The sequence below is a fragment of the Microvirga sp. jy35 genome (assembly GCF_056148915.1).
Window position 1 is genome coordinate 18,376 of record NZ_JBWBEW010000043.1, and the last position, 24,866, is coordinate 43,241.

General features: G+C 63.6%; 27 protein-coding genes and 1 other annotated feature. Of the genes, 12 read left to right on the forward strand and 15 right to left on the reverse strand.

From position 1 onward, the window contains the following. The first annotated feature begins 1 nt into the window (after position 1). The 3 genes from AC0QTX_RS22830 (at position 2) to AC0QTX_RS22840 (ending at position 3,015) form a co-directional block, all read left to right on the forward strand. The gene (locus tag AC0QTX_RS22830; protein ID WP_474606107.1) at positions 2–1,066 is read left to right on the forward strand and encodes a site-specific integrase; all 1,065 of its coding nucleotides are present in this window, start codon (positions 2–4) and stop codon (positions 1,064–1,066) included. 648 nt (positions 1,067–1,714) lie between these two features. Further along, a complete protein-coding gene (locus AC0QTX_RS22835) occupies positions 1,715–2,446 on the forward strand; it encodes a calcium-binding protein (RefSeq protein WP_474606108.1) in 732 nt (243 codons plus the stop codon). Between the two features lie 302 nt (positions 2,447–2,748). Then, entirely contained in the window at positions 2,749–3,015 is a 267-nt protein-coding gene (locus AC0QTX_RS22840) for a hypothetical protein (RefSeq protein ID WP_474606109.1), read from the forward strand. 156 nt (positions 3,016–3,171) lie between these two features. Here AC0QTX_RS22840 and AC0QTX_RS22845 read toward each other — a convergent pair whose 3' ends face one another. The 9 genes from AC0QTX_RS22845 to nhaA all read right to left on the reverse strand — a co-directional run bounded on the left by AC0QTX_RS22845 (position 3,172) and on the right by nhaA (position 9,246). After that, positions 3,172–4,353: a PQQ-dependent sugar dehydrogenase gene (locus tag AC0QTX_RS22845; RefSeq protein ID WP_474606110.1), complete on the reverse strand. Its 1,182-nt coding sequence runs from the start codon at positions 4,351–4,353 to the stop codon at positions 3,172–3,174. A gap of 148 nt (positions 4,354–4,501) precedes the next feature. Next, on the reverse strand, positions 4,502–5,764 hold the full coding sequence (locus AC0QTX_RS22850) for a glycosyltransferase (RefSeq protein ID WP_474606111.1): 1,263 nt from the start codon (positions 5,762–5,764) through the stop codon (positions 4,502–4,504). 58 nt (positions 5,765–5,822) lie between these two features. After that, entirely contained in the window at positions 5,823–6,326 is a 504-nt protein-coding gene (locus AC0QTX_RS22855; RefSeq protein WP_474606112.1) for a hypothetical protein, read from the reverse strand. A 139-nt stretch (positions 6,327–6,465) separates the two neighbouring features. After that, positions 6,466–6,786 carry a PilZ domain-containing protein gene (locus tag AC0QTX_RS22860; protein ID WP_474606113.1) on the reverse strand — a complete coding sequence of 107 codons (321 nt, stop codon included), beginning with the start codon at positions 6,784–6,786 and terminating at the stop codon, positions 6,466–6,468. Between the two features lie 21 nt (positions 6,787–6,807). After that, positions 6,808–7,095 carry a DUF5985 family protein gene (locus tag AC0QTX_RS22865; RefSeq protein WP_474606114.1) on the reverse strand — a complete coding sequence of 96 codons (288 nt, stop codon included), beginning with the start codon at positions 7,093–7,095 and terminating at the stop codon, positions 6,808–6,810. After that, a complete protein-coding gene (locus AC0QTX_RS22870; protein ID WP_474606115.1) occupies positions 7,096–7,362 on the reverse strand; it encodes a DUF5985 family protein in 267 nt (88 codons plus the stop codon). Positions 7,363–7,367: 5 nt separating this feature from the next. Further along, on the reverse strand, positions 7,368–7,733 hold the full coding sequence (locus AC0QTX_RS22875) for a hypothetical protein (protein WP_474606116.1): 366 nt from the start codon (positions 7,731–7,733) through the stop codon (positions 7,368–7,370). A gap of 94 nt (positions 7,734–7,827) precedes the next feature. Then, positions 7,828–8,010 carry a hypothetical protein gene (locus AC0QTX_RS22880; RefSeq protein WP_474606117.1) on the reverse strand — a complete coding sequence of 61 codons (183 nt, stop codon included), beginning with the start codon at positions 8,008–8,010 and terminating at the stop codon, positions 7,828–7,830. A 48-nt stretch (positions 8,011–8,058) separates the two neighbouring features. Further along, positions 8,059–9,246: a Na+/H+ antiporter NhaA gene (gene nhaA, locus AC0QTX_RS22885; RefSeq protein ID WP_474606118.1), complete on the reverse strand. Its 1,188-nt coding sequence runs from the start codon at positions 9,244–9,246 to the stop codon at positions 8,059–8,061. 185 nt (positions 9,247–9,431) lie between these two features. Here nhaA and AC0QTX_RS22890 point away from each other — a divergent pair, with 185 nt between their 5' ends. Both AC0QTX_RS22890 and AC0QTX_RS22895 read left to right on the forward strand, forming a co-directional pair. Then, positions 9,432–11,018, forward strand: a complete 1,587-nt coding sequence (locus tag AC0QTX_RS22890) for a DUF4118 domain-containing protein (RefSeq protein WP_474606119.1) — start codon at positions 9,432–9,434, stop codon at positions 11,016–11,018. Then, entirely contained in the window at positions 11,015–11,752 is a 738-nt protein-coding gene (locus AC0QTX_RS22895) for a response regulator (RefSeq protein ID WP_474606120.1), read from the forward strand. Before AC0QTX_RS22890 ends, AC0QTX_RS22895 begins: the two co-directional genes overlap by 4 nt. A 198-nt stretch (positions 11,753–11,950) precedes the next feature. Here AC0QTX_RS22895 and AC0QTX_RS22900 read toward each other — a convergent pair whose 3' ends face one another. From AC0QTX_RS22900 to AC0QTX_RS22920, 5 genes are all read right to left on the reverse strand, one after another. Next, positions 11,951–13,435 (reverse strand): SulP family inorganic anion transporter, encoded by a 1,485-nt coding sequence (locus tag AC0QTX_RS22900; RefSeq protein WP_474606121.1) that lies wholly within the window; start codon positions 13,433–13,435, stop codon positions 11,951–11,953. A 68-nt stretch (positions 13,436–13,503) separates the two neighbouring features. After that, positions 13,504–13,559 (reverse strand) — a sequence feature (sul1 is cis-regulatory element that is thought to sense ions involved in sulfur or methionine metabolism; They are found in Alphaproteobacteria). A 158-nt stretch (positions 13,560–13,717) separates the two neighbouring features. Beyond that, positions 13,718–14,392 carry a nitroreductase family protein gene (locus AC0QTX_RS22905; protein WP_474606122.1) on the reverse strand — a complete coding sequence of 225 codons (675 nt, stop codon included), beginning with the start codon at positions 14,390–14,392 and terminating at the stop codon, positions 13,718–13,720. 19 nt (positions 14,393–14,411) lie between these two features. Next, positions 14,412–15,656 (reverse strand): cation:proton antiporter, encoded by a 1,245-nt coding sequence (locus AC0QTX_RS22910; RefSeq protein ID WP_474606123.1) that lies wholly within the window; start codon positions 15,654–15,656, stop codon positions 14,412–14,414. Positions 15,657–15,668: 12 nt separating this feature from the next. Next, on the reverse strand, positions 15,669–16,484 hold the full coding sequence (locus tag AC0QTX_RS22915) for an ion transporter (RefSeq protein WP_474606124.1): 816 nt from the start codon (positions 16,482–16,484) through the stop codon (positions 15,669–15,671). 295 nt (positions 16,485–16,779) lie between these two features. Beyond that, complete coding sequence (locus AC0QTX_RS22920) at positions 16,780–18,072, reverse strand: DUF2254 domain-containing protein (RefSeq protein ID WP_474606125.1); 1,293 nt, start codon at positions 18,070–18,072, stop codon at positions 16,780–16,782. A 220-nt stretch (positions 18,073–18,292) separates the two neighbouring features. On the opposite strand from AC0QTX_RS22920, the gene AC0QTX_RS22925 reads away from it, so the two are divergent. The 5 genes from AC0QTX_RS22925 to AC0QTX_RS22945 all read left to right on the forward strand — a co-directional run bounded on the left by AC0QTX_RS22925 (position 18,293) and on the right by AC0QTX_RS22945 (position 23,478). Then, entirely contained in the window at positions 18,293–19,624 is a 1,332-nt protein-coding gene (locus tag AC0QTX_RS22925) for a DUF2254 domain-containing protein (RefSeq protein ID WP_474606126.1), read from the forward strand. Next, on the forward strand, positions 19,614–20,126 hold the full coding sequence (locus AC0QTX_RS22930; RefSeq protein WP_474606127.1) for a DUF421 domain-containing protein: 513 nt from the start codon (positions 19,614–19,616) through the stop codon (positions 20,124–20,126). The genes AC0QTX_RS22925 and AC0QTX_RS22930 overlap by 11 nt, the downstream gene beginning before the upstream one ends. Before the next feature lie 173 nt (positions 20,127–20,299). Further along, entirely contained in the window at positions 20,300–21,295 is a 996-nt protein-coding gene (locus AC0QTX_RS22935) for a mechanosensitive ion channel family protein (RefSeq protein ID WP_474606128.1), read from the forward strand. Positions 21,296–21,593: 298 nt separating this feature from the next. Continuing rightward, positions 21,594–22,400 carry an alpha/beta fold hydrolase gene (locus AC0QTX_RS22940; RefSeq protein ID WP_474606129.1) on the forward strand — a complete coding sequence of 269 codons (807 nt, stop codon included), beginning with the start codon at positions 21,594–21,596 and terminating at the stop codon, positions 22,398–22,400. Positions 22,401–22,770: 370 nt separating this feature from the next. Then, a complete protein-coding gene (locus tag AC0QTX_RS22945) occupies positions 22,771–23,478 on the forward strand; it encodes a LysM peptidoglycan-binding domain-containing protein (protein ID WP_474606130.1) in 708 nt (235 codons plus the stop codon). Between the two features lie 123 nt (positions 23,479–23,601). Here the strand turns inward: AC0QTX_RS22945 and AC0QTX_RS22950 are convergent, their stop codons facing one another. After that, on the reverse strand, positions 23,602–24,111 hold the full coding sequence (locus tag AC0QTX_RS22950) for a hypothetical protein (protein ID WP_474606131.1): 510 nt from the start codon (positions 24,109–24,111) through the stop codon (positions 23,602–23,604). A 248-nt stretch (positions 24,112–24,359) separates the two neighbouring features. Between AC0QTX_RS22950 and AC0QTX_RS22955 the strand changes: the two genes are divergently transcribed. Both AC0QTX_RS22955 and AC0QTX_RS22960 read left to right on the forward strand, forming a co-directional pair. Next, positions 24,360–24,569 carry a hypothetical protein gene (locus AC0QTX_RS22955; RefSeq protein WP_474606132.1) on the forward strand — a complete coding sequence of 70 codons (210 nt, stop codon included), beginning with the start codon at positions 24,360–24,362 and terminating at the stop codon, positions 24,567–24,569. Positions 24,570–24,656: 87 nt separating this feature from the next. After that, on the forward strand, positions 24,657–24,866 hold a 210-nt coding region (locus AC0QTX_RS22960), incomplete at its 3' end, for a hypothetical protein (RefSeq protein WP_474606133.1).

Here is a 24,866-nt window from a genome sequence, read left to right on the forward strand (position 1 = left end):
CATGATCACCTCCTTGCCCCTTGATGGATGGCCTGCTGCCGACCGCCTCGCATGGCTTCGGGCGTGCGACCCCGGTTCGGGGTGGAGGCGCGGCGGCGTGGCGGCCCGGTGGAAGCCGACCACCCGAAAGGATCTTCAGAAGCGCTACGGCTCCTTCCTGGAGTCGCTCCGGGAACGTGGCGCTCTCGATCTTCAGGCCGGAGCAGGTCGGCTGGCCACCCGTGAGAACGTTGACTGCTACATCGAGCGCGTCCGCTCCGGCTGGACCTCTGTCACCCTGGCCGGCTCAGTGTGCAAGCTGCGAATCATGGCGAGGATCCTGGCGCCTGCTTCGGATCTTGAGTGGTTGACTGAGATTGCCAATGACCTGGACCTTGTCTCCTACCCGCTGGAGCGGTTCGACCGCATCGTCCTCTCCGAGGTTCTGATCCGGGCAGGTCTCACGCTTGTCAAGGAAGCCCAGGTGGCTCGCAGCCACAGACCCGTCAGGCGGGCTGGTCAGATCCGGGACGGCCTCATGGTCGCCATGCTGGCTTACTGCCCCATTAGGCTGAAGAACTTCTCGGAGCTTGAATTCTGCCGCAGCTTCGTGCGCGAGCGGGATCGCTGGACGATCAAATTGCCTGGCGTAGAGGTCAAGAACGGACGGACTGATCTCCGCCTTATCCGGGAGCGCCTCAATCCTGCAATCGGCCTTTATCTTACTTGGGCGAGACCACGTCTGATGCGCCACACCGGCGAGTTCATGATTGGGGAGGAGCAAAACCAATTTCTTAGCGGTCCACTATGGGTCGGGCAGTATGGCGAGGCACTGAGCTACAATGGTGTCGAACGAAGGATTATGGAGACCACTCGCTCCGTCATTGGACGGGCTCTCAGCCCACCCGACTTCCGGCGGAGCGGGGCCTTCACCGCCCGATACTGGGCTGGATCTGAGCCGCACCTGGCCAGCGGCTTGTTACAGCACCAGGACAAGGAACTCGTCGACGAGAATTACAATCTTGCAAGCAGCCTGGAAGTTGCTGACCTGTTCGGCGGGTGGATCAACGACATTGCAAGATCTTGATGTAGAAAAAGGCAGGGGAGATCCCCTGCCCTTCTTGACATCCGCTTCAAGCCTCTAACCTGACCAGAGCCTCACGTCTCGGATGTGCCACTACCGGACCTTGTTTAATTTGCACAATGGATCAATGCGAGCATCTGCACATGCGTCTGGGAGGAATGTAAAAAGGACGCTGCCCTGCCTCCTCATCAGCAGCTAGCCAATGCTGGCAAGCACCAGAGGGATCATTGCTAGACGTCGCCTGCATTGACGTGTCCGCTCACCCGCAATGCAAATGCAGTTACGTAGTCAGGGCCAGGCAGAACCTCCAGTATCGCAGCATCCTCCCACGCACCGCCGTCTGATAAAGCAACCGTGTCGCAGAGGCAGCATCCCGAGGGTATTCTGGATTCCTGAATGATTTACTCGGCAGCGCAGCGATATCACTCGGACACACTGACATCACCGGAGCCCGACAATCTTCCGCGTCCTTCCCCTGAACGATTTCCGTTGCTTTACGGCACGTGAACGAACCGGCGCGGCATGGTTCAGCTCCTATGCCGCATCCTCATGATACGGACGGTTAAGGGGCATGTGCCACAACTCGGTCCCGGGCCCCCCTGGATGTCTCGTTTCGAGGCGCATTGAGCAAAAGACGATAAAGAGGAGGCCATGATGGCGACCTTCAACGGCACGGATTTCAAGGACGACATCGACACCTTTTTCTACGATGACCTCGCGCCCGGGTACTACGGCGAGGGATCCGACATCGTCTACGGATACGGTGGTGACGACCTGATCTACGGCTACGAGGGGCACGACGACCTCGACGGCGACTTTGGCCACGACACCATCTACGGCGGGTCGGGCGACGACAACGTGTGGGGCGGGGACGACGACGACTACCTGAGTGGCGGGGACGGAGCGGACGACCTGGACGGCGGCTATGGCGCGGACGATCTCTATGGCGGATCTGGCACCGACCACCTGTCCGAAGGCATCGGCGACGACCTCCTGTCCGGCGGGACCCGGCGTGACTTGCTGTCCGGAGGGGCGGGCGAGGATATTTCCGTCTTCAAGAAGGGCGACTCCGGATTCACCACCAGAACGGCGGACGTCATCACCGACTGGAAAAGATCCGACGACTGGATCGACATGACGGTGAAGGGCACGGCGCGCAACTACGGTGAGCACAAAACCACGGCATCGTCGATCGCGGATGCGGTCGACGATGCCGAGTACTACTTCCCGAAGGCGAGCATCAAGCACGTGTTCCTGTTCAACACCAAGACCGACACCGGGTACCTGATCTCGGACCTCAACAGCGACGGCCGCTTCGACACGGGCGTCGTGCTGAAGAACGCCGGCCTCGCGTCAGACATGAGCTACCAGTACATCATCTGAGAAAGGGTGCTTGCCTTGATCATCCCATCTGTCGATGCGGCCGCTGGGGTGAGCCCAGCGGCCCGGGACGATCTCTGCCCGGTCGACCCTGTCCCGCCATGCGGCGCGCCAAGGTTGCGGACAGGTTCCGCCACACCCTGTGCTGATGGGTCGACCGCGGCGTCAGCGAGTTGTTCGCGCTGCGCTCGCCTGAGGCGAGCGCAGCGGATCGTCGGATGGGCGCTCTTTGATTGATGAGACCTGTTGCTCTAGCCTCCGAACCACCTCAATCCCCCTGATTCAGTCATCAACAGGAGGCGTCAGTGCGCCGCATCATCGCTTGTCTCATCGTCATGTCCATGGCCGCGGCCCTGTCGAACGGAACGGCACATGCGGATGACACGCGTGCGCAGCACCAGGAGTGGATGCGGAAGCTGGAGACGCTAGGTGGCACCTTCCCGTACGCCCTCGACATGGAAGCGGGCCTCGGCGATGCCTCACCCTCCGTGTCGAGCGGCACGGCCTTCCAGCACCGCTCATGGATCAAGAAGCTGGAGACCCCGAACGGCACCTTGGGATCTTTGTTCTAGCATGGCAACGGTTCAGAGCTCTCGGGAGCACGGCTCGGGTCATTGAAGATGTGCCCGAAGGCACTGGGCCACGTTCCTGGCGAGGCCGGCATAGCATTGGCGAGGATGAGGCCAGGCTCCCGTGAGGGAGCCTGCGCCACGTCGCGTGTTCCCCTTTCAGAGTGGTGAGCGGCCGTTGCCCTGCCGCGCTACTTCGGCGGCCGGAACAAGCCGGTACAGGTGCCCCTCCGGATCGTCGGTGATCACGTAGAGCAATCCGTCGGGCCCCAGTCTGACATCGCGAATCCTGCCGAGTTCACCCTCAAGCAGCCGCTGCTCGGTGACGACCCTGTTCCCCTCAAGACCGAGCCTCACCACCATTTGGCCTGCAAGGGCGCCCGAGACGAAGGAGGCCTGCTCCCCGTCCCGCTGCATCGTCAGCCCGGATGGCGCGATCGACGGCATCCAGACGTGTAACGGCTCCTTCACACCCGCCGCCGTCGCGTTGCCCGAGCCAACTGGGGAGCCATCGTAGTTCAATCCATGGCTGACCATCGGCCAGCCGTAGTTGCAGCCGGGCTGGATCAGGTTGAGTTCATCCCCACCTTGCGGGCCATGCTCCGTGGCCCAGACCTGCCCCGTCTGGTCGTCGCCGACGAGCCCCTGCGGGTTCCTGTGGCCGAACGACCAGATCTCGGGCTTTGCGCCGGGAACGGAGACGAAGGGGTTCGTGCTCGGGACCGACCCATCGGTGTGGATACGGATGATGGACCCGGCATGATCGGACAGGTTCTGGGCACGCTGGGGCTCCCAGCGGTCCCCGAGCGACAGGAACAGGTAGCCATCACGGGTCAGGGCCAGGCGCCCACCGAGCTGCTCGTTGGCGCTTGCGGGGGGATCGCTCTCGAACAGGACGGACTGATCCACGAGCCGCCTCGTTTTCAGGTTCAGCCGTCCCTTCAGGATCCTGACGGTCGATGCTTCCTGCGTTCCGTGGGTGTAGGACAGGTACACGGTCCCGGTCTGGGCAAAGTCCGGCGACACCACAACATCGAGCAATCCTCCCTGCTCTCCGGTCCGGATGGGGGGAAGGCCCCTGATCTTCCGTGTCTTCGAGCCGGGCCTCACGAGCTTCAGCCGTCCCGGCTTCTCGGTTACCAGGAACGAGCCGTCTGGCAGGAACCCGATCGACCACGGGAACTCGAACGGGCCCGCAACCTGGACTGGAATTAGCTCATCGGAAGCCTCCTGAACGGCCGGTGCCCCATCACTCCCGGGCACGGCGGATGCAGGGCCTGCGATCAAGCCGATCAGGAGTCCGACCGCGAGCTTGTCCTTCATTCGTTGACGCTTGAGCATGCATGCCCCCGTGCTGGTGCTGATTTCGAATGCGAGATGGTTTGCAGGGCCGCCCTGACCAGTCCTCCCGGCGTCGAACTGGAGACGTGAGGGACGCAGACGGAAACGGAATGCATGGCGTCCTGTCGGCCGCTGGAATACCGGATACTCACGCGGCGCTCCTGGCAGGCGCGGCCAGGCGATCCAGGATGAAGGCCACCGCCGTCCCGACGCCGTCTTCCGCCTGGATTCTCGCGCCGAGTTCGGTGGCGCGCCGTCGCATCCCATCATCGTCTACCGCGCCCATAATGGCTTCCACCAGCCCGGCCTCCGTCAGGCGCTTGAACGCAATGGGGGCCGGTCCTACGCCGAGCTCTGCCACGCGTCGGCCCCAGAACGGCTGATCCCCGAAGAACGGGCAAATCACCGTCGGCTTGCCGGCACGCAGGCCCGCCGCTGTGGTGCCGGCGCCACCGTGATGAACGACGGCACAAACATGCGGGAACAGGCGGTCGTGAGGCGCCGCATCGAGCATGTACACATGCTCCGATAAAGGCGCAGCCGCCAGGCCACCCCACCCGCTGGCCAGGATGCCGCGCTGGCCCGCGCTCGCCAGAGCCTCCCCGATCATGGCCGTGGTCCGCACCGGGTCCACGGAAGGAATGCTGCCGAACCCGACATAGACCGGCGGCGGACCGGCCGCGAGGAAGCCTTGCAGGGATGGCACTGGCAGCCATGCCTCGTCATCAAGGAACCAGTAGACGGTCACCGCGGAGTTCCCGTCCCAGTCGGCTGGCTTCGGCACCACGGCCGGGCTGAAGCCATAGAGCCGGGGCACGGGCACTCCGTGGATGCAATCATCGCGCCGGGAAGGCGGGAGACCGAGCACCTCCTCGCGCCAACGGTTGACCGGCTCCCGAAACAGGGTGTTGGCATAGCGCAGGAACAGCTCATGGCTGAGCCTGTTGAGCGGCCCCAGATCCGCGAAGGGCAGCATGGGGCTGGGAAACGCCCGAGTTGGCGTCATCCCAGGCAGGGTGAAGGCACAGAACGCCGGGATGCCGAGCCGCTCGGCGATGTGGACGCTGCCCAGCGCCTTTGGATGGTAGACGATGGCGTCGGCTCCTCCCACCGCCGCCCACTGCGCATCGAGCAGCCGGCGCATCATCGGACGGACCCGGCGCGCCAGCCGCAGGGTCCAAGTCAGCGTGTTCCGACCCGACAGGGCCGCCTTGCCCTCAGGCGTGTCCATCAGGTCGAGGAAATCGTCCGGCAAGGGCGCGAACGGAACGCCGTGGGCCGTCACGAATCCCTCGAACCGCGCTGCGGTGGCCAGCACCACCTCGCACCCCGCCGCCATGAGGCCGCGGGCGAGCGCCACGTAAGGCTGGACATCGCCGCGAGTCCCGAGCGTATGGATCACAAGCCTCATGTGCCCACTCTTTCCGGAACAGGCAATCGCAGCCTCCCGAACGCTATGGCCAAGACGGTCAACCTTGTGCCTCCTGCGCGGCCAGGAGCATGGCAAGGAGACTGCTGGCCTTGGCGAAGCAGAGCGGATCCCCGGCCGCCACGTACCTGCCATCGTGGACGCCGTCGCGATGCATCCTCGACAGGGCCCAGCGATAGGAGAGATTGCGGGCCGGCGGCCCGTCCCACTGCGGAAGCTGGCCGCGCACCCAGCGCATCCGCTTCGGACCGAGCACCCGCGAGCACACCTCCTCCGCCATGACGGCGGTTCGGGCGTGCCCGTCCTCGATCAAGGCTTCCCCGCCGGGAAGGTTGCGGAGACAGCCCTCCAGAAGGCCCCAGACATAGGCCCCGAGCAGGAGATCGGTTATGCGGCTGTATGCCGGCATGGGATCGGCGTGCCCTCCGGTGAAGGCGGCGACCTGCTCCTGCACGTGGCGGGAGACGAGTTCGATGACCTCCGGTGCCCGGGTTGACGGTGCCGGCCTGGCCTTCAGGCCCTTGCGCAACCACTTCAGCATCATGCGCCTCCTGTCATAAGCCTTCGTGCGGCAAGGGATCCGATGCATCGATCGTAACGCGCCGGTTTGACGTCATCAGAGTTGCTCCTGATGTGTTGAAGTCTACTCGCGGCTTCCTTGCTTGCCATGGTCCCTCGGCCCATCACGTCTTTCGATCCGGGTTTCGGAGTGTCTCCGGCACATCGTCCTTCCCGACGCCGACAGGCTCAGGAAGCGCCTGAAGGAAAACCAGGCCGTGCTGCTTCCCTTTGGACCACACGGCGCGAGCGCGTACGGCCTGCTCCAGCATCGGGATCTCCAGGTCGAATTCGTCGGGGAACCCGATGACGTCCGGGAGCCAGATCCGCGCACCGGTCGCCGACAGGTCGCGGATCGTGCAGACGATCGGCGAGGCTTCGGGAGCAAGCCTGATGCGTCCTTCCAGGATGGAAGGAATACGCCTGCTGAGACGACGATCCCTCATTGACGACAACCCTTGCGCCACTTAGTCCCGCTGCACTCCGCTGCCTGACCGCCTGTTCTTCCAGATCACCGCTGCAATGATCAGCGCAAAGGCCGCCACCCTCAGAAGATAGATCCAGCTTCGCTCATCCCGGGGGATATCAAGAACGGCGACCAGCGCCTGGTTGGCGGCAAGCAGCCAGAAGGCGGCGGCGAAGGCCGCGAACAGGAGATGCCGGGTTCTCGTCCAGCAGCGCAGGAAGAAGACGCCCGCGATCAGAAACCCCATCGTGATCAGCCCGGACACGAACTGCGAAGTGGCGGCGCTCATTCACTCAGTCTCCCAGATGAAGCCGAAGACCAGCACGCCGACGGCCGCAAGCGATGCCAGGTTGCGGAGCGGGACAAGATCGACCGTCGGCAAGACCAGCAAGTCGATCACGACGAGCAGGTTGTTGACGGCCAGAAGAGCGAAGCAGAGGGCGCTCCACAACAGCAGCCTCGCCCGTGACTGCGCATAGCTGCGCACGAGCAGAAACGCGCACTCGGCGCTCGTCAGGAGACACAAGCCGTAGATGACGGTCTGAAAACCCGACATGCCCGTCAGTCCTTCTTCAGGCGGAATGCATCGGCAAAGGATGCCAGTTGATCCGCGGGCGCAGAGAACAATGCCCGCCTCACAGCGGAAGGGCGCTCGCGATATACGCGCTCGAGTTGCTGCACGAGACGATCCAACTCAGGTGAGGCGGGCGCGTAGCGGTAAGCGGCACCGGGTTCAGCCACGATCAATCCTGCCTGCTGAAGGCTCGCAACTCCCTGGCTGACGACCACGTCGCTTGCACGCAGTTCCCGCACGAGATCAGCAGCCGGCCAGCCGCGGCCTGCATGGCGATTGAGCCAGAGGAGCAATTCGGTGTTCCAGACCGACCGGATGGAATGCCGGAGGAACTCATGGAGATCGTGGTCCATCAAACTCGCATCACCATCTTTCGAGAGCTTCGGTCTCAGGCGGGAGGTTCGTCCTTGGCGCAGGTGAAGTCGGGCGCGGAGCATTCGGTGCTGCTCAGAGGCTCGTCACGATGGTCAGGATGCCCATGGCCAGGAACACGAGGATCAGCGCTGGATAGACCGCGAAGACAAGATGCGAGCGCATGAACGGGCGCTTGTCCTCGCCCTTGCGCGGAAGTCCCAGCAGGATCATCCCGAGGCCGATGGCCAACATCACGATGCCGATGGTCAGGTTCATTGCTTCCTCTCGTCGTCCTTGCCGGACCGTTCGTTGTCGCTGTTATGGTCAGGCATGCTTCAGGCCTCGCTCCTGTCTTGCCATGCGCAGCAGCACGGCGCCGGCCAAGGCTGAGAGGCCGGAGCCGAGCAGCACGCCGAGCTTGGTGGCATCCTGCAACTCCGGTGAGGCCGGGAAGGCGAGCAACCCAATAAACAGGCTCATGGTGAACCCAACGCCGCACAGCAGCGCGACGCCGTAGAACTGCGCCCAGGTGGCGTTTGCCGGCAGGTCCGCCCAGTCCAGGCGGATGACCACCCAGGAGAAGGCGAAGACCCCAACCTGTTTGCCGACGAACAGCCCGAGCGCTACCCCGATCGGTACCGGATTCAGGAGGGCGCCGAACGACATCCCCGCAAAGGAGACGCCGGCATTCGCAAAGCCGAAGATCGGCACGATCAGGAACGCCACCCAGGGCTGGAGGGCGTGTTCGAGACGATGCAGCGGGCACGACGCATCCTCGGGCCTTCCGGGGGAAGCTCGCAGGGGGATCGTGAGCGCCAGGGCAACACCCGCCAATGTCGCATGGATGCCGGACAGCAGCGTCAGGACCCAGAGCACGACGCCGAGAAGCAGATAGGGTTTCAGGTCGGTGAAGCCGGCCCGGTTGAGCCCGTTGAGGAGAAGCAGCACGAAGGCCGCACCACCGAGGACGTAGAAGTTGAGGTCGCCGGTGTAGAACACTGCGATGATCAGCACCGCCCCGAGGTCGTCGAGGATGGCCAGCGCCGTGAGAAAGACTTTGAGCGAGATCGGCACCCGCGGCCCGAGCAGCGACAGGACGCCGAGCGCGAAGGCGATGTCGGTGGCCGACGGGATCGCCCAGCCACGCGGGTGGCCGTCCGGCCCGCTGTTGAAGGTGAGGTACATCACGGCCGGCACGATCATGCCGCCGAGGGCGGCGATCCCGGGCAGCGCGCGGCGCGGCCAGGTGGAGAGCTGGCCGTCGAGCATCTCGCGCTTGATCTCAAGCCCGACCAGCAGGAAGAACACCGCCATCAAGGCATCGTTGACCCAGTGCAGCACCGACAGGCCGAGCACGTAGCTGTGCAGCGCCGCGAAGTACGCGCCGCTCACGGGCGAGTTGGCAATGACCAAGGCCAGGGCCGCCGCTCCCATGAGGACGAGGCCGCCGGAGGCTTCGTTGTTCAGGAGGGCCCGCAGGGCTGAGCGGGGTCGCGGCGTCAGGGCGTGCATCGGATCTCCTTGTCGGGAAAGATTGGGCCCGATTACCCCACAAGTCCGGGGATTGCAGCACTGGGGCCGTGCGGAATCGGCCTTTTGGCCGTTTCATATATGACATTCCTATGCGCGCGGCGGGCACATGCCTCGCCTTCCGCCGTCATGGACGTCATGGTGGCGCGGCTGGAATCGGAGAGGCTATGACCGACGGCGGAGAGCAGGATAACCAGGGTTGGAGGCGCAGGAACTGGATCGGGACCTTGGTTCCTAGCGGATCCCTCGCCCCCTGGCCCTTCGCCGTGACCGCCGTGGCGATTGCGGTGGCCCTTGCCGTCGCCTTCGTCCTCGCCCCGGTCACGGGAATCGAGAACGTCGACCTGGTGTTCCTGCTCCCCATCATCGCCATCGCGATCCGCTATGGGTTCTGGCCATCCCTGGCGGCCTGCCTTCTCAGTGCGCTCGCCTACAACTTCTTCTTCTTCCCTCCCGCCTTCGGCCTCGCAGTGGCCGACCCGGCCAACATCGCCACCGTGTTTTTCTTCCTCATCGTGGCGGTCATCACGAGCCATCTCGCCTCTCGGGCGCGGGAGGCAGCGCTCGCCGCAGCGAGCCGGGCCGCGACGACGGAGGCGCTTTACGCCTTCAGCCGCGAGATCGCCGGGATCGTTACGCTCGACGACCTGCTCTGGGCGACGGGGCAGGAGATCGGCTCAATGCTGCGACTGGACGTGGTGATCCTGCTCCCCGACGGCGATGGCAGGCTCGACATCAAGGCCGCTTACCCGCCGAGTGGTCAGGTCGACGGGACCGACGCGGACGCTGCCCGAATGGACAGCGACGAGGACAGGGCGGCACGGGGCACCGAGGCGTTGCTCACCGCGCAACACCGATTCCTGCCCCTGCGCACCAGCCACGGTCCGGTGGGCGCGATCGGCGTCAGCCGGACCGGAGTACCGCTGACCCCCGACGAGGAGCGGTTGCTGGCGGCGCTCGTCGACCAGGCTGCCGTCGCAATCGAACGCGTCCGGCTGGCCGCGGAGATGGATGCGGCACGCCTTGCCACGGAGACCGAGCGGCTGCGCTCGGCCCTGCTGAGTTCGCTCTCGCATGACCTGAAGACACCGCTGGCGTCCATCACCGGCGCGGCCACGTCCCTGCGCCAGTACGGCGAACTCTACGATGCGGCTGCCCGCGAGGAACTCGCCGCCACGATCCAGGGCGAGTCCGAGCGCCTGTCCCGTTTCGTCGCCAACCTTCTCGACATGACCCGCCTCAGGGCTGGTGGAATCGAACTGAAGCGGGAGCCCGTCGATCTGAACGAGGCTGTCGGCGCGGCCTTGCAGCGCATGCAGGATGTGCTCGGCGAACACTGGGTGGCGGTCGATCTACCTGCCGGACTTCCCATGCTCGACCTGGACGTCGTGCTGTTCGAGCAGGTGCTGGTCAACCTCCTGGACAACGCCGCCAAGTATGCCCTGCCCGGTTCAACCATCGCGATCGGCGCTGCTGGCGACGGACGAATGGTAGAGATCACCGTCAGCGACGAGGGACTAGGCATTCCTCCCGAGGACCTGGAGCGGGTGTTCGAGATGTTCCACCGCGTGAACAAGGGTGATCGGCAGCGGGCCGGAACCGGTCTCGGGTTGTCCATCTGCCGCGGCTTCGTCCAAGTTCTTGGCGGGACGATCAAGGCGGCCAACCGGATCGACGGATCCGGGGCGGTGTTCACCATCACGTTTCCGGAGTCCGTCTTCACCGCCCAGCCCTGGGAGGATGCCGCCGAATGACCGTCCACGGCACCATTCCCCTCCTCATCGTGGACGACGAGCCGCCGATCCGGCGACTGCTCCGCACCAGTCTCGCGGTCCACGGCTATCGCATCCTGGAGGCCGGGACCGCCCGGTCCGCGCTCGACATCGTCGCCCGCGAAGCGCCCGAGGTCGTGCTCCTCGATCTGGGCCTGCCGGACCATGACGGGCTGGAGGTGATCCGGCAGCTCAGGATCGCAGGATCGAGGGTCGCGATTATCGTCCTGTCGAGCCGCGGCGAGGAGGCCGCGAAGGTGGACGCGCTCGACCTCGGCGCGGACGATTTCGTGACCAAGCCATTCGGTATGGGCGAGCTCGTCGCCCGCATCCGCACGGCCTTGCGCCACCGGGTCCAGCGCCAGGGGGCTGAGCCCCTGTTCACCCACGGCGACCTGGCCGTCGACCTCACCCGCCGGCGCGTGACGGTGCGCGGGGTGGAGGTGAAGCTCTCCAACAAGGAATGGGACATCCTGCGCCTGCTCGTTCTCCACGCCGGCCAGGTGCTGACCCACCGCATGATCATGCAGGAGGTGTGGGGACCGAAGGTGGACGTGCAGTACCTGCGGATCTATGTGCGCCAGCTTCGTCAGAAGCTGGAGGAGCGGCCCGACCAGCCCCGGCACATCCTCACGGAGACGGGGGTCGGCTACAGGCTCCAGACCGATGTGGCCTTGCCGGAGGACGAGGCGGTACTCCGGACCAAGGCCGAATAATCCTGCCGTATCTCGCGGCATCGCGGAATGTTGCATCCGCATCGCGTACTGAAGGTGTCGCACCTGGCGAGCAGCAGGGTTGCTCCTGGTTTGTTGAACGGCGCAAGCGCCCGGCGCTGCCTCCGGCGTCCGGAACGCAGGCCCAATCAGTACAGTTGTTTTGGCAACGGGCGGGCCATGTTCCCGCGCGTCAATGTCTCAGTGGCCGAAGACCTTCTCCATAGCCTTTGGATCATTGTGGGCAGCCAGCTTGTCCATGATGGTCGTGCTGGCCTCGTTCAGGCCGACCACCTCGACCTCAGCGCCCTCGCGGCGGAACTTAAGGACAGCACGATCAACAGCATTGACGCCAGTTAGGTCCCAGATGTGCGCCCGGCTGACGTCAATGCGCACCCTCTTCAGGGGCTCCTTGAAATCGAAGGCCGCCATGAAATCGTCCGCCGAAGCAAAGAAGAGCTGCCCCTCGACGAGGTAAACCCGTTCATGGCCGTCAGCCGTCAGTGATGAGGTGACCCGGAAGATCTGCGCAACCTTCCAGGCGAAGAAGATGCCGGAGAGCAGGACGCCGACTCCAACCCCAAGGGCCAGATTGTGGGTCCCCACCACTGTGAATACGGTCGCCAGCATGACGATGCTCGAGCGCCGGGGGTGCTTGCGCAGGTCGTTGAGGGACGACCAACTAAAGGTGCCAATCGAGACCATGATCATAATAGCCACCAGCGCCGGCATCGGAATGATGCGTACCAGATCGCCGAGGACGAGAAGCAGGAACAGCAGGAACGCACCGGCCACGAAGGTCGACAGACGCCCACGCCCACCGGACTTCACGTTGATGACCGACTGCCCGATCATGGCGCAACCCGCCATGCCGCCGATGAAGCCGGTGCAGAAATTGGCGATGCCCTGCCCGATGGCCTCCCGGTTCTTATCGCTGGCGGTGTCCGTCATCTGATCAACGATAGCAGCCGTCAATAGGCTCTCCAGCAGGCCCACGGCGGCCACGCTGATGGAATAGGGAAGGATGATCCAGAGCGTCTCCAGCGTGAAGGGGATGTTGGGGATCAGGAACACCGGCAGGCTGTCCGGCAGGGCTCCGCGGTCACCCACAGTGCGCACGTCAATGTCCAAGAAGACCGTGAGTGCCGTCAGCACGACGATGCAGACGAGCGGCGAGGGAATGGCCTTGGTGAGGCGCGGGAAGAGATAGATGATCGCAAGGCCTGCGGCGATCATGGCGTAGGTCTGCCATGGCATACCGATCAGCTCGGGCAACTGTGCCATGAAGATCATGATGGCAAGCGCATTGACAAAGCCTGTCATGACGGAACGTGAGACAAAGCGCATCACGTAGCCAAGCCGGCACAGCCCCGCCAGCACTTGAATGACCCCAGCGAGGATCGTCGCTGCCAGGAGGTACTCAAGGCCGTGATCCCGCACGAGGCTGATCATGAGAACGGCGGTTGCAGCGGTTGCCGCCGAGATCATGCCGGGGCGGCCGCCCGTGATTGAGATGATCACGGCAATAGAGAAGGAGGCGTACAGGGCCACCTTCGGATCAACGCCCGCGATGATGGAGAAGCCGATCGCTTCCGGGATCAGGGCAAGGGCGACGACAATCCCGGCGAGCACGTCGCCACGGATGTTGGAAAGCCACTCACGGCGGAGGTTTTCGATAAAGGTCATGGGGTTCCAGAAAGCACAGGAATGCAGGGCCCGTGGGATGAAGGCGCTGCCGGAGGGCTTGTTTGCTGGATGGTCCGGCGGATTGGCGGCCGGAAGAGCCACCCGGAGTTGCACCGGGTCCTTACTTGCTTTTGGGTTTTTGCCTGTCCTTGGCGGGAAGATCAAGCCCGAACATTGCAATGCATACGTCGACTTCCTGACCAGCCCAGCAGCGAGGTATTGCGCTCCAAGGCCTGGGGCTGACCTTTACCTACGTTGAGGACACCATTCCCTGAACCCCGTTTACAGCCAGGAGGCGATCTTCTCGAGCGGCTTTTTGATTCCCCCGTGAACGGGCACCGAGCAGTCCTCCGCCGGGTAGCCGACGACCAGAAGTATGTAAGGCTTCTCGATCTCCGGGCGGTGGCAGATCTCGTTGAGAAAGCCCATCGGACTAGGAGTGTGGGTCAGTGTGACCAAGCCTGCCGCATGCAGGGAGGTGATCAGGAAGCCTGTGGCGATCCCCACCGACTCCGGCACGTAGTAGTTCTTGACCTTGCGTCCGCCAGGCCCCTCACTCGAGCGCTGCCCGAAGATGGCGATCAGCACGGGAGCCGTCTCGACGAAGGGCTTGTTTGCATCCGTGCCAAGCGGCGCCAGTGCATCGAGCCACTCCTGCGGCGCACGGCCGTTGTAGAACGCGTGCTCCTCGGCCTCGGCCTCCTCCCGGATGCGCCTTTTCATGTTCGGATCTGTGATCACGGTAAAATGCCAGGGCTGGAGATTGGCGCCAGACGGCGCCGTGCCGGCAGCCAGCAGAGCATACTCGATCACCTCCCGCGGCACGGGTTTGTCGGAGAAGTCCCGCACCGTCCTCCTGCGCCTGATGTCCTCGTAGAAGATCCGTGCCCGCTCGATCATCTCCTCCGGAGGGTAAGCGCGATACGCGCCCAGAGGCTCAAGGACCGGATGTGTCATGAAGTTCTCCAAGCGTGTTTCAAGTCACCCGTTTCACCAAGGAGCGCAGGCTAAGACCCTGGACAACGATTGTGAAGACGACCACGGCATAGGTTGCGGCCAGCAAAGCAGGCTTTTCGGCAACGTCGGGCAGGGACAATGCCAGCGCAATGGAGATCCCGCCGCGCAAGCCGCCCCAGGTCAGAACCGGAATCGTCCCAGGCGCGAACTTCTGCCGCGTTCGCAGCGCCATGACCGGAAGCGCCACGGCCAGGAAGCGGGCAATGAGCGCAAGGGGAATGCTGGCGAGGCTGAGCCAGGCGAATGCAGGATCGAAGCCAAGGACCAGAACCTCAAGGCCGATCAGCAGAAACAGCACGGAGTTCAGGATCTCGTCCACGAGTTGCCAGAAGCCGAACACATAGCGCTGGGTTAGATCGCTCATGGCATCCTGCGGGCCGCGGTTGCCGATCAGGATGCCGGCCACGACGACCGCGATCGGACCGCTCATGTTAAACCTCGCGGCCGCCGCATAGGTGCCGGCGGCGACCGCCAGGGATATCAGGGTTTCCAGAGGATAGTTGTCGATCACGCGGATCGAGCGGTAGGCGACATATCCCGTTGCAAACCCGAGGGCCGCGCCACCAAGCGCTTCAACGAAGAAGAGCTCGGCAATATGTCCGGGTCTGGCACCGCCCTCTCCCCCTCCGGACGCGATGGCGAGCAGGACCGTGAAGACCACCACGCCGACCCCGTCGTTGAACAGGGATTCGCCTGACATATCGGCCTCGAGTGTCTCCGGCACCTTCACGGACTTGAGCGTACTGAGGACGGCAACAGGGTCGGTGGGACTGATCAAGGCGCCGAATACGAGTGCCCAGGGAAGGGGCAGCGGAACCCCAAGCACATCGGACATCCACCACAAGCCAACACCGATGACCGCGATTGAGATCGCCACGCCGGCTGTTGCCATGACCCCGATGGGCCAGGCGCGCCGCCTCAGCAGCGAGAGATCGACATGAAGAGCGCCTGCAAACAACAGAAAGGCCAGGAGCCCGTTGAGTACGGTGGCCCTGAAGTCAACCTGGCGCAAAAGGACCGCCAAGTCCTCGTAGAGGTGCACCTCCGGCCGGGCGATCTCGACTCCGATCAGGAACAGAGAGGCGGCAAGCCCCATAACCAGCAGGCCGATGGTATGAGGCAGCCGTATGACGACATGGTTGAGCCAGCCGAAGGTGGCGGTCAGCACGAGCAGGACGGCAATGAGGTCAAAGACGGAAAGCACCTGCCGCAGCTCCTAGTTCGGGGAGAGGTCGGAAGTCTGCACCCCGGTCTGGAGGTCCCGGCGCAGAGCGGCGATCTCAGCCCGCAGAGCGGCAATCTCCCTTGTCCCCGCCACCTCGCCCTCCTCGGAGGCCGCGTCACGTCCGACAAAGAAGGACGCGAAGCTCGCGGTGATGTAGCCGAACACGGCAAAGCCGTAGAGCGCGAGCAGGAAGCACAGGATGCGCCCCTCCGGGGTCTTCGGCCAGAACTCGGACCCCATGGTAGCCAATAGCATCCCGGTCCACCACAGGGCATCGGCATAGCTGTCGAACCCGCCATTTACCTGGGATGCTGGCTCGAACGCGAGCATGCCACCGGCTCCCAGGAGGGCAACCAGCACGGTCAAGCCTGTGACATAGCCGAGCCCCCGACAGCTCAAGCTGGCACGAAGGGCATTCATGCCCCGGTTTGCCGTTCCGACAATGCGGACCAGCCGGAAGCCACGAGCGGCACGGGCGACCCGCAGAATGCGAAACGCCCGAAAGAGCCGGAAAGCGGGCACAACCAGGGCTACGACCGTCAGCCAGTTCTGGCGGAGGAACGCTAGCTTCTCGGGCGCGAGCGTAAAGCGAACGGCGAACTCGAGCAGAAAAGCAATCCAAATCGCCGTGCCGAATGTCTCCAGGGCGTCGAAGGTCCCCCAGACCAGTTCCACCACAACAAGCAGGAGCCACAGAAAGCTGAGCACCAGCATGGGGGTGCGCAGCCATTCATCAAGCTCCGCCAAAGCACTCCAGCGCTCGTTCTCGCTTGCTGCTGATGCGTGACGTTGAGGATCATCTGCCATCACGGGTTCCCTGAAGATTGCAGGGGACAACCATCATTGTTGGCGAACAGGTCCGGCACCGCGATACACTCGGGCGGTTGGACATCACACCATAAGTGGACGCAGGCGGTTGATTGAATTCGATCGGTGCCGTGTCCCTGTCATCGATTGGAGGGCCTTACATAGTCTCGTGAGGGATATGGAACCCGGTGCCCCTCCTGCCTTAGGACGTCGGCAGGACGACAATAATGCATGCCGGGCACCGCCCCAAGCAGGCGTCCGTAGCGGTTCGGCTCAGCTAGGCTCACCAGCGGGACTATCTTACAGAAGCCTCCTTACAAGCCCTGATTGCCCTGTGAAAGCTTTGCTCGATGTCTTCCCGGTCGGCAGGCTCAGGCACGTCACGCTGCCCGGCTGCTCGGACCAGGTGCGCATGGCGAGCCAATGCACCCCGCTGCTCATCCAGGCGCGCGTGTTCGGCAATCCGGCGGATGGCCTCCAGCAGATGGATCAGGATCTCGGGCTTGGCCGATCCAGCTTGCCGAATCTGGTGGATCGCTGCGTCAAGAACGCCGTCATAGGTCGTAACCTGACGATACACCCGCACCCGAGCTGAACGGTCCCGGATTGTCTCAGAAGGAAGGGCGCGCTCCATCATCCGCGACAGGACCCCGCGCAACCGATCAATCACGACCGTAGCCGTGAATGGATCATTGATCCCGGGCGACAATGCCCGCAATGCCACCTCCACCAGGTGGCGAATTGCGAACTCCAGGTCCTGCGTGGGCGTACGCTCGTCTCCGCTGACGATGAAGTTCCCGATTTCCTTCCTGGTTTTTTTGGGGTTGCCGGTGGGCGGGTGGATCAAGACACGTCGATCACCATTCACAATGAAGTCCCCGGCCCGAAAGTCCAGGCGCACAACTAGGTCGCGCTGCTCGGCCCAGGCGGCCAGTTCGTCGTAGTCAACGACTTGCACGTACCCCTCATAAGGCAATGCGATCCGCTCCGCCTGCTCCTCAAAGCCGTTCGGGAGGTCACTTGGACCATGCTCCGGAACTGTGGTGTCGGCGAGGTGGGGAAGCTTGACGATAGCCGTATCGACCTCGCGACGGACCCTTCGCACGACCTCATCAGCGACAATGGAGCGGGCCACGCCCTGAATAAAGGCCAGCAGGGCCAACACGCAGATGAGTGCCAGGGCGGTGCCCACAGTCACGGATACGTGCGGCACCTCCGGTATCGGCGCCTTGCCATGGATCGACCGCAGCACGATCAGGCAGTAAAAGATGGTCATGGCGAAGGTGCCGAGCACAACCTGCGTGCGCAGATCTGACCGGAAGATGCGGATCAGACGCGAGCCATAGGAGTTTGCAGCCAAGGTTAGCGCAACAACGGTTACCGAAAAGGCCATGCTGGCCATCGTGATGATCGCGGAGAGCAAGGTGGAGAGAAGGCTGCGGGCGTCTTCGCCATCGCCGCTGTTGATCCACCACGCCCGGACATTGTCCTCGGAGCCGTGCCCGGCATCGATGCGGAGCATGGCGACGGCAAGGCCGATCCCCAGGACGATCATGATGGAAGGAACCAGCCACAGGCTGGTGCGCACCACATCCCACGTGGCAAGGAGCCGCTTAGACATCTGCCCTCGATACAGTTTTGGCTCGTCCCTGACACTATGCTGCGACGGTTGGATCGGTTCCGGGACTGGACCTCTTCCGTTGTGCGCCAAGACCAAGCGCTACCTGACAGCGCCTCCTGTATGTCTCAGGGCAGGGCACTGACGCGGCCCTGATGGATCCCATGCAGGCGTCTGAGGTTGACCGTTCATGGATCGTCTCCGGAATGTCATCGTTCTCCTGCGCGGTCAGCTCTGGATCATCCCCCTGGTCCTCAGTGCACTTGCGCTGAGCCTGGCCTACTGGATCCTCACGTCAGAAGCCTCGTTTCTCGAAGTCCGGGATGCCGGCGGCTTCTGGTGGCTCTACGGCGGAGACGCCAGCAGCGCGCGCGATCTCATGTCCAGCCTGCTCTCAGGCCTGATGACAATGACCTCGCTTGTCGTCTCGGTCACCTTCGTCATCCTGACCCTCGCGGCCAACCAGCTTGGGCCCCGCTTGATCTCGACCTTCATGGGCGACCGGCAGATTCAGACCGTCCTGGGGCTCTTCATCGGCACCATCCTCTACGTCCTGGTCGTACTGCGCAGCCTCGACGGGACCCTTGGGGTCGAAGGGGTACCGCACGTTGCGGTGACGATCGGCAGCGTCCTGACGGGCGTCTGCCTGTTTGCCCTGCTGTTCTACGTGCACAAGATCGCCCGTGCGATCATCGCCGACAGCATCGTCGCGCGGGTGGCCGGTGACCTGCACAACGACATCCGCAGCATGCTGTCAGCCGAGCTTAACGAGACGGAGCGTGCGATCCCGGACCTGACAAGGCCCAGGGCCGGAGCTGTCTCGTTGGACCGAAGCGGCTACATCCAGGTGATCGACTACGACAGGCTTGTCACGCTGGCCTGCCACGAGGACGCGCTTTTTGACGTGAAGGTGCGCGCCGGCCACTTCGTGCTGAAGAACGGCGAGCATGTGGTCGTCCATGCAGGGCGTCCTCTTGGTCAAGAAGCCGTGCGGGCCATCAGGGCCGCCTTTGTAGTTGGGCAGGAGCGCAACTCGGCGCAGGATCTCGAGTTCGGCCTGCGCCAGCTTGTAGAGATTGCCCTGAGGGCCCTGTCCCCCGGCATCAACGACCCCTTCACCGCCATTGCCGTGATTGACCGGATCGCCGCCGCCCTGGAGGAGATCTTCATGCGCTCGCTCCAGCAGGCTGTCTGGCGCGACAAGGAGGGCAAGGTGCGGGTGATTGCCCAGCGGTCCGATGTGCAGGGCCTTGCCGACGCTGCCTTCGATGCCATCCGGCAGGCCGGACAGGAAATCCCTGCCATCCTGATCCGCATTGCGGACGTCCTAGGCCAGCTCGCGCCGGTTCTCCACGCCGAGGAAGCTCGAGAGGCAGTGTCCCGACAGCTCGGCAAGCTGGCAGAGACGACCACGGAGGCGCACCTCGCCCCCAGCGACCGCACGGCGGTTCTGCGCCGGATCGAGCAGGCCAGGGTTGCCACCGCGCCCCGTCCCAAGGAAGGAAGCATCCATGTTCTTTGACTCCTGGACCGGATTGGGACGTGTGCTCCTGGTCGGGACATTCGCCTATGTCGCCCTTGTCGCCATCCTGCGCATTTCGGGAAAGCGCACGCTCACCAAGCTGAATGCCTTTGACCTGGTGGTCACGGTTGCGCTCGGCTCCACCCTTGCCACGGTCCTGCTGAGCAAGGACGTGGCACTGGCGGAGGGCGTTCTGGCGATGGTGCTGCTGGTGTTTCTCCAGTTCATGATCACCTGGCTTTCGGTTCGATCAGCCGGGTTCCGGGATCTAGTCAAGAGCGAGCCCACCCTGATCATGCACCAAGGCGAGTTTCTCGATGGGGCCATGCGGGCGCAGCGGATGACGCGGGACGAGGTGATGGCGGCGCTACGCTCCAATGGCGTGATGGACGCGAGCCAGGCAGCCGCCGTTGTGCTGGAGACGGACGGCACCATCGCAGTTATCAAGGGCACCGATCACGAAGCGGCCAAGACTACCCTGGCGAGCGTGCGGCAGCCATAACCTGCTCGGAGCGGGTTGGCGCCTGCCGATCAGGGACACCGGAATAGCCCACGATAGCCACACTCCTTCGTCTCGACCCCTCCGATGCAGCTTCCGGCGGAGATCTTCGCCGGAACACCTGTCGCGTGGCACACGTTCCGCCAGTCAGCGGATGCGCTGAACCAGGAGCCTACATGATGGAGACTGATGCAAGCATCACGCTGGAGCGGATCGAGGGTTTCATCACGGGCTTTTGGTGGATCCTGCCCAACCTCGGCATTGCCCTGATGGTCTTCCTGATCTTCCTGGCGATTGCCTGGTTGGCCCGCATCGCCGTATCCCGGTTTTTCAACTACCGTGGTCGCCCGGACCTTGCCACCCTGCTCGCCGGCTCCGCGCGCTGGTCGATCATCGTGCTCGGCCTTCTGGTCGTTGCGACCATCGTGTTCCCGTCGGTCAAGCCCGCCGATGTCCTGGCCACCTTGGGTGTCGGTTCCATCGCCATTGGTTTCGCATTCAAGGACATCCTGCAAAACTGGCTTGCTGGCCTTCTGCTGCTCTTGCGGCAGCCCTTCCGCCAGGGGGATCAGATCGTGGTCGGCAAGCATGAGGGAACAGTCGAGCGCATCGAGGCACGGGCAACCCTGATCAGGACCTATGATGGCAAGCGGGTGATCATCCCCAACAGCAGCGTCTACACCGAGTCCGTCACCGTCAACACGGCATTCGAGCAGAGCCGCAGCGAGTACGACGTCGGGATCGGGTACGGTGACGATGTGGGGAAAGCCTGCGAGGTGATCCGCGGCACCCTGAACGGAGTGCCGGGCGTCTCCGATCAGCCCGCGCCGGAAGCCATCCCGTGGGAGCTGGCTGGGTCCAGCGTCAACATCAAGGTGCGCTGGTGGACCCGGCCGCAACGCGCCGAGGTGGTGCATGTGCGCGGACGCGTGATCCAGGCCGTTCAGCAGGCGCTGGGTCATGCCGGCATCGACTTGCCGTTTCCGACCAACGTGGTGCTCCTGCACGATCAGACCGAGGAGGCCGATGGGGACCGCACGCGTCAGCGCGAGGGGTGGCCCGCAGGCGACAGACCGCCTGCCCCCCGTCATCTGAACGAGGTCACTGTTGATGGTGCGGGAGAACCCGAGCAGCAGGAAGACGCGATGCGGACGGACCGCCGGCGGCAGTGACCGACACAGAAGCCGGCTCATGTCTTGAATCCACGGCCTTCAGGCAAGAACCTGAGGACATATCCTAACGCTTGGTGCCCCAGTGTCGGGCGGCTGATTGGGATAGATTCCGCTAACTGGTCCGTTCGATGGCTATACCGCGGGAGGCCTCACCAACAACGCTGCACCAAAAGCCAGGCTAGGGCGTTGGTGTCCACGAGTGCCTTTCCAAACGTGAAGGATCCGATCAGGTGGCCACAGGCAAGGCAATCGTCTCCGCTCATCCCCTACTCCGCGCCGAACTGCACGGAGGCGGTGAATGATGCATGTTGTTCGTCGGGGACAGGGGCAGCCCCTGCTCCTCGTTCACGGCCTGGGGGGTAGCTGGCGGTCTTGGAGCACCATCCTTCTTGCCCTTGCTGAAAAGCGTGAAGTGATCGCTATCGATCTGCCCGGTCACGGCGGCACGCCCGCGGCAGCCGGTAGCGGCACCTTCATGGGCCTTGCCGACAGTGTTGATGCCTTCATTGCCGAACAGGGGCTTTCGGGAGCCGATGCCGTCGGGAGTTCGATGGGAGCGCGGCTTGTGCTGGAGTTAGCTCGCCGGCGCAGCGTTGGCGCGGTCGTTGCCCTCGATCCGGGAGGGTTTTGGCGCGGATGGGAGCGAACGTTCTTTCGCACAACCATCGGAGCATCCATTCGGTTGGTCCGTGGTCTTGGGCCTACCCTGCCTATGCTGTCGCGCAACGTGGCGGCACGGACCGCTCTCTTGGCGCAGCTCTCTGCGCGACCGTGGGCCCTTGCTCCCGAGCTTGTTGCGACCGAGTTGAAGAGCTATGCGGCGACGCCCACCTTCGACGCTCTGGTTCAAGACTTGGCCAAGGGGCCGGAGCAGCAAGGACCAGCCGCACCCGGTCCCGGTCCGGTGATAATCGGCTGGGGCCGGCAGGATCGCCTGTGTCTGCCGCGCCAAGCAGCCCGTGCGCAGGAGGCGTTTCCGACCGCCAAACTGCACTGGTTCGACAAGTGTGGCCATTTCCCAATGTGGGACCAGCCAGAGGAGACAATACGGCTCATTCTCGAAAGCGCAGGCGGCACTCACGAGAGACCCACTGGAAGTACTTGAACAGTCGCATTGAACCTGAGGCAAGCAGCATCTGTCGGGTACCGGGTGTCAGATCTTAATCACTTACATTCGTGTGGCAGCAACCCCTCAATTGGTCCGGGCACCGCAGGCAGAGCCGCTTCCCGGTTCTGACCATGCCCGAGAGCTGGTCCACCAAGGTAGATCAACCTCCGTCGCAAATCCCAAGTGAGTGTGGCAGGTCTACCTATGCAGTGGTCCAATTCGTCTCATCAAGTTGTCCCTGCGGTCCGGCAACGAATTCAACCGAGACCAGTTATCTGTCCAAGTGTTCTGACACGTTGCAGGCCTTTCGAGCACAACCTCGTCGAGGTCATCCAAGCAGCCGGAAACCGAACACAAGGATACCTCCATGAGCGCTCGGCATTACATTTATGGCTCCGTTGCCCTGGCACTTCTCGGCTCCGGCCCCATTTGGGCACAGCCTTCCTCCCCTTGTGGCGATGCGACCCGGGTAAGCCGATCAGACACCGTCAGCAGCATCGCCGCTCGCTGCGATATGACGGAAGCCGCCATCCTGCGGGCGAACCCGGCGGTTGAGGGATCCGACGACCTTCGCGTTGGCCGGGAGCTGAAGCTCACAGCCTCGACAGCCCAGCCGACAACCGAGCGACTGGGATCGCTCGCCCGCGAGGCCGGCAGCGCGCTGAGTGGAATGGCGCAGGATCTCACCTCGTCCGTGGACAACCTCCTCGACAAGAACCCGGACCTGCGTCAGCGGCTCGGCGGCATCGGTGACCGCATCAGTTCCACGAACGTCGACGTGAGCAAGGCCGAGGTCGCGCTCGCGCCTGGAAATGGCACGGTCGGCATGACGGTGACCGTCTCCGCCAAGGGTCTTCCCGCCGACACTGCGGTGGTCATCGGCGGTGGCGCCCCTCGGACCGCCTACGAGGTTCTCCAGCAAGCCAGGACGAGCGCGGATGGAACCCTCCAGGCAAGCGTGCGAATTCCTGACTGGAGCACAGGTCAGGAGCGTTTCGTAGTGACCGTCGCCGCCGAAGAGGCGGAGTGGAAGGTGCGTTCCGCTCCCTTCCAGATCACCGGCACAAAGCTCTGACGGACGCCGCATACCAGCACCTGACAGGCTCGCGCGTCCTGAGTGCGAGAGCTTATGCTTTGGGATAGATGATCGCGTCCGCCCCTTGCGCTGCGGTCCACTGGGCGTCCAGCAGGCGACGCATCATTGCACTTGTGGCTCCATCATCTCGAGCAGGAAGGCAAGCAGGCTGCCGGCCTTGGCAAAGCTGAGGGGATCATTGGAAGCCAGGCATCGGCCGTCGTGGGCACCACGACAGCACATGCTGGAAAGCTCCCGCCGGAAGGTGGGGTGATATGCCGGCGGTCCATCCCATTGAGGAAGTTGATAGCGGACCCATCGCACCCACTCCGGACCGAACACTCGCGAGCACACCTCGGTGGCTGCACCCTGGAGGAGTTCACGGGTGTTCCCCTGTTCGCCCATATTCTGGATCTCAGGAATAGTGCGGGCGTAGCCCTCGAGGGCGCCCACAATATAGGCTCCGATCAGCAGATCCGTCATGCTGCTGTGCGACGGGAGGAGCGCCCCGCGCCGTCCCGTGATGGCGAACACCTGATCCTCCACGTGTCGGCCTACGCGATCGATCATCTCCGGGACCCATGCGGATTGTGCGGTCCTGCTGATCTCAGGGCCAAGAAGCCAATTCAGCATCAACCTTCTCCTGACCTGCCCCTCGAAGGGATGCCATGGCACTCATGGACCTCACAAGCCTAACGCGCAATTCCGACGAGCAGCAGAGTTGCTCCTGGATTGTTGAACGGAGCCAGGATTGAGTGTGATCATGAAAAGCCCGACCCTTGGTGCGGCATGCGCTGGAACGTCAAGCCAAGCGACGCGATTGGTTCAGCATTGGGCCGGCCATTCAGAAGAGCCGCACACAGGGACGAGGAGCAGACGCCATGACTCACAGATTCGGAGTTGGCCAGCTTGTGCGGCCAAGGGAACGGCTTCTCGACAACACCGGGATCTACGAGATCCTGCGCCTTCTGCCCTCCGGACCTGACGACGAGCCACTCTACCGGATCAAGGCCGCGACTGGGCCGATCCAGCGCGTGGTGCGTGAGGCCGACATCGTGCCTGCGTCTGCCTCCTCGCAAGGGACGGGCTGAACGGGGATTGCCCTCGGCGCATCAGATGAACCAGTGCCGATCCAGCCTGTTGTCATTATGACCGCTATCAAGCGCGGCGGAGGTTTGATGGCACTGTACCGGACCGTCTTGGCTCTCGTGGTCACCGCCCTCTTCTGCGTGGGCCCGGCCGGAGCGCAGGAGCGCACCATCAGGGTTGGCGTACCGGCCGGAGCACTGGTTCAGCTCGTGCAGGTTCTGGGGCGCCGTTGCATTAACCTTGGCAGTTTAGAGGAAAGCGGCCAGTCGAGGAGCCGCCCTGTTGTCTCTGTTCAAGCG

Coding starts and splice junctions, on each gene's coding strand:
- AC0QTX_RS22925 (WP_474606126.1), top strand. CDS start 18,293: ATGGATCGTCTCCGGAATGTCATCGTTCTCCTGCGCGGTCAGCTCTGG.
- AC0QTX_RS22880 (WP_474606117.1), bottom strand. CDS start 8,010: ATGAACCTGACCATCGGCATCGTGATGTTGGCCATCGGCCTCGGGATG.
- AC0QTX_RS22930 (WP_474606127.1), top strand. CDS start 19,614: ATGTTCTTTGACTCCTGGACCGGATTGGGACGTGTGCTCCTGGTCGGG.
- AC0QTX_RS22845 (WP_474606110.1), bottom strand. CDS start 4,353: ATGCTCAAGCGTCAACGAATGAAGGACAAGCTCGCGGTCGGACTCCTG.
- AC0QTX_RS22940 (WP_474606129.1), top strand. CDS start 21,594: ATGATGCATGTTGTTCGTCGGGGACAGGGGCAGCCCCTGCTCCTCGTT.
- AC0QTX_RS22950 (WP_474606131.1), bottom strand. CDS start 24,111: ATGCTGAATTGGCTTCTTGGCCCTGAGATCAGCAGGACCGCACAATCC.
- AC0QTX_RS22905 (WP_474606122.1), bottom strand. CDS start 14,392: ATGACACATCCGGTCCTTGAGCCTCTGGGCGCGTATCGCGCTTACCCT.
- AC0QTX_RS22830 (WP_474606107.1), top strand. CDS start 2: ATGATCACCTCCTTGCCCCTTGATGGATGGCCTGCTGCCGACCGCCTC.
- AC0QTX_RS22850 (WP_474606111.1), bottom strand. CDS start 5,764: ATGAGGCTTGTGATCCATACGCTCGGGACTCGCGGCGATGTCCAGCCT.
- AC0QTX_RS22895 (WP_474606120.1), top strand. CDS start 11,015: ATGACCGTCCACGGCACCATTCCCCTCCTCATCGTGGACGACGAGCCG.
- AC0QTX_RS22945 (WP_474606130.1), top strand. CDS start 22,771: ATGAGCGCTCGGCATTACATTTATGGCTCCGTTGCCCTGGCACTTCTC.
- AC0QTX_RS22835 (WP_474606108.1), top strand. CDS start 1,715: ATGATGGCGACCTTCAACGGCACGGATTTCAAGGACGACATCGACACC.
- AC0QTX_RS22915 (WP_474606124.1), bottom strand. CDS start 16,484: ATGGCAGATGATCCTCAACGTCACGCATCAGCAGCAAGCGAGAACGAG.
- AC0QTX_RS22900 (WP_474606121.1), bottom strand. CDS start 13,435: ATGACCTTTATCGAAAACCTCCGCCGTGAGTGGCTTTCCAACATCCGT.
- AC0QTX_RS22870 (WP_474606115.1), bottom strand. CDS start 7,362: ATGTCGGGTTTTCAGACCGTCATCTACGGCTTGTGTCTCCTGACGAGC.
- AC0QTX_RS22855 (WP_474606112.1), bottom strand. CDS start 6,326: ATGATGCTGAAGTGGTTGCGCAAGGGCCTGAAGGCCAGGCCGGCACCG.
- AC0QTX_RS22890 (WP_474606119.1), top strand. CDS start 9,432: ATGACCGACGGCGGAGAGCAGGATAACCAGGGTTGGAGGCGCAGGAAC.
- AC0QTX_RS22935 (WP_474606128.1), top strand. CDS start 20,300: ATGATGGAGACTGATGCAAGCATCACGCTGGAGCGGATCGAGGGTTTC.
- AC0QTX_RS22865 (WP_474606114.1), bottom strand. CDS start 7,095: ATGAGCGCCGCCACTTCGCAGTTCGTGTCCGGGCTGATCACGATGGGG.
- AC0QTX_RS22875 (WP_474606116.1), bottom strand. CDS start 7,733: ATGGACCACGATCTCCATGAGTTCCTCCGGCATTCCATCCGGTCGGTC.
- AC0QTX_RS22955 (WP_474606132.1), top strand. CDS start 24,360: ATGACTCACAGATTCGGAGTTGGCCAGCTTGTGCGGCCAAGGGAACGG.
- AC0QTX_RS22860 (WP_474606113.1), bottom strand. CDS start 6,786: ATGAGGGATCGTCGTCTCAGCAGGCGTATTCCTTCCATCCTGGAAGGA.
- nhaA (WP_474606118.1), bottom strand. CDS start 9,246: ATGCACGCCCTGACGCCGCGACCCCGCTCAGCCCTGCGGGCCCTCCTG.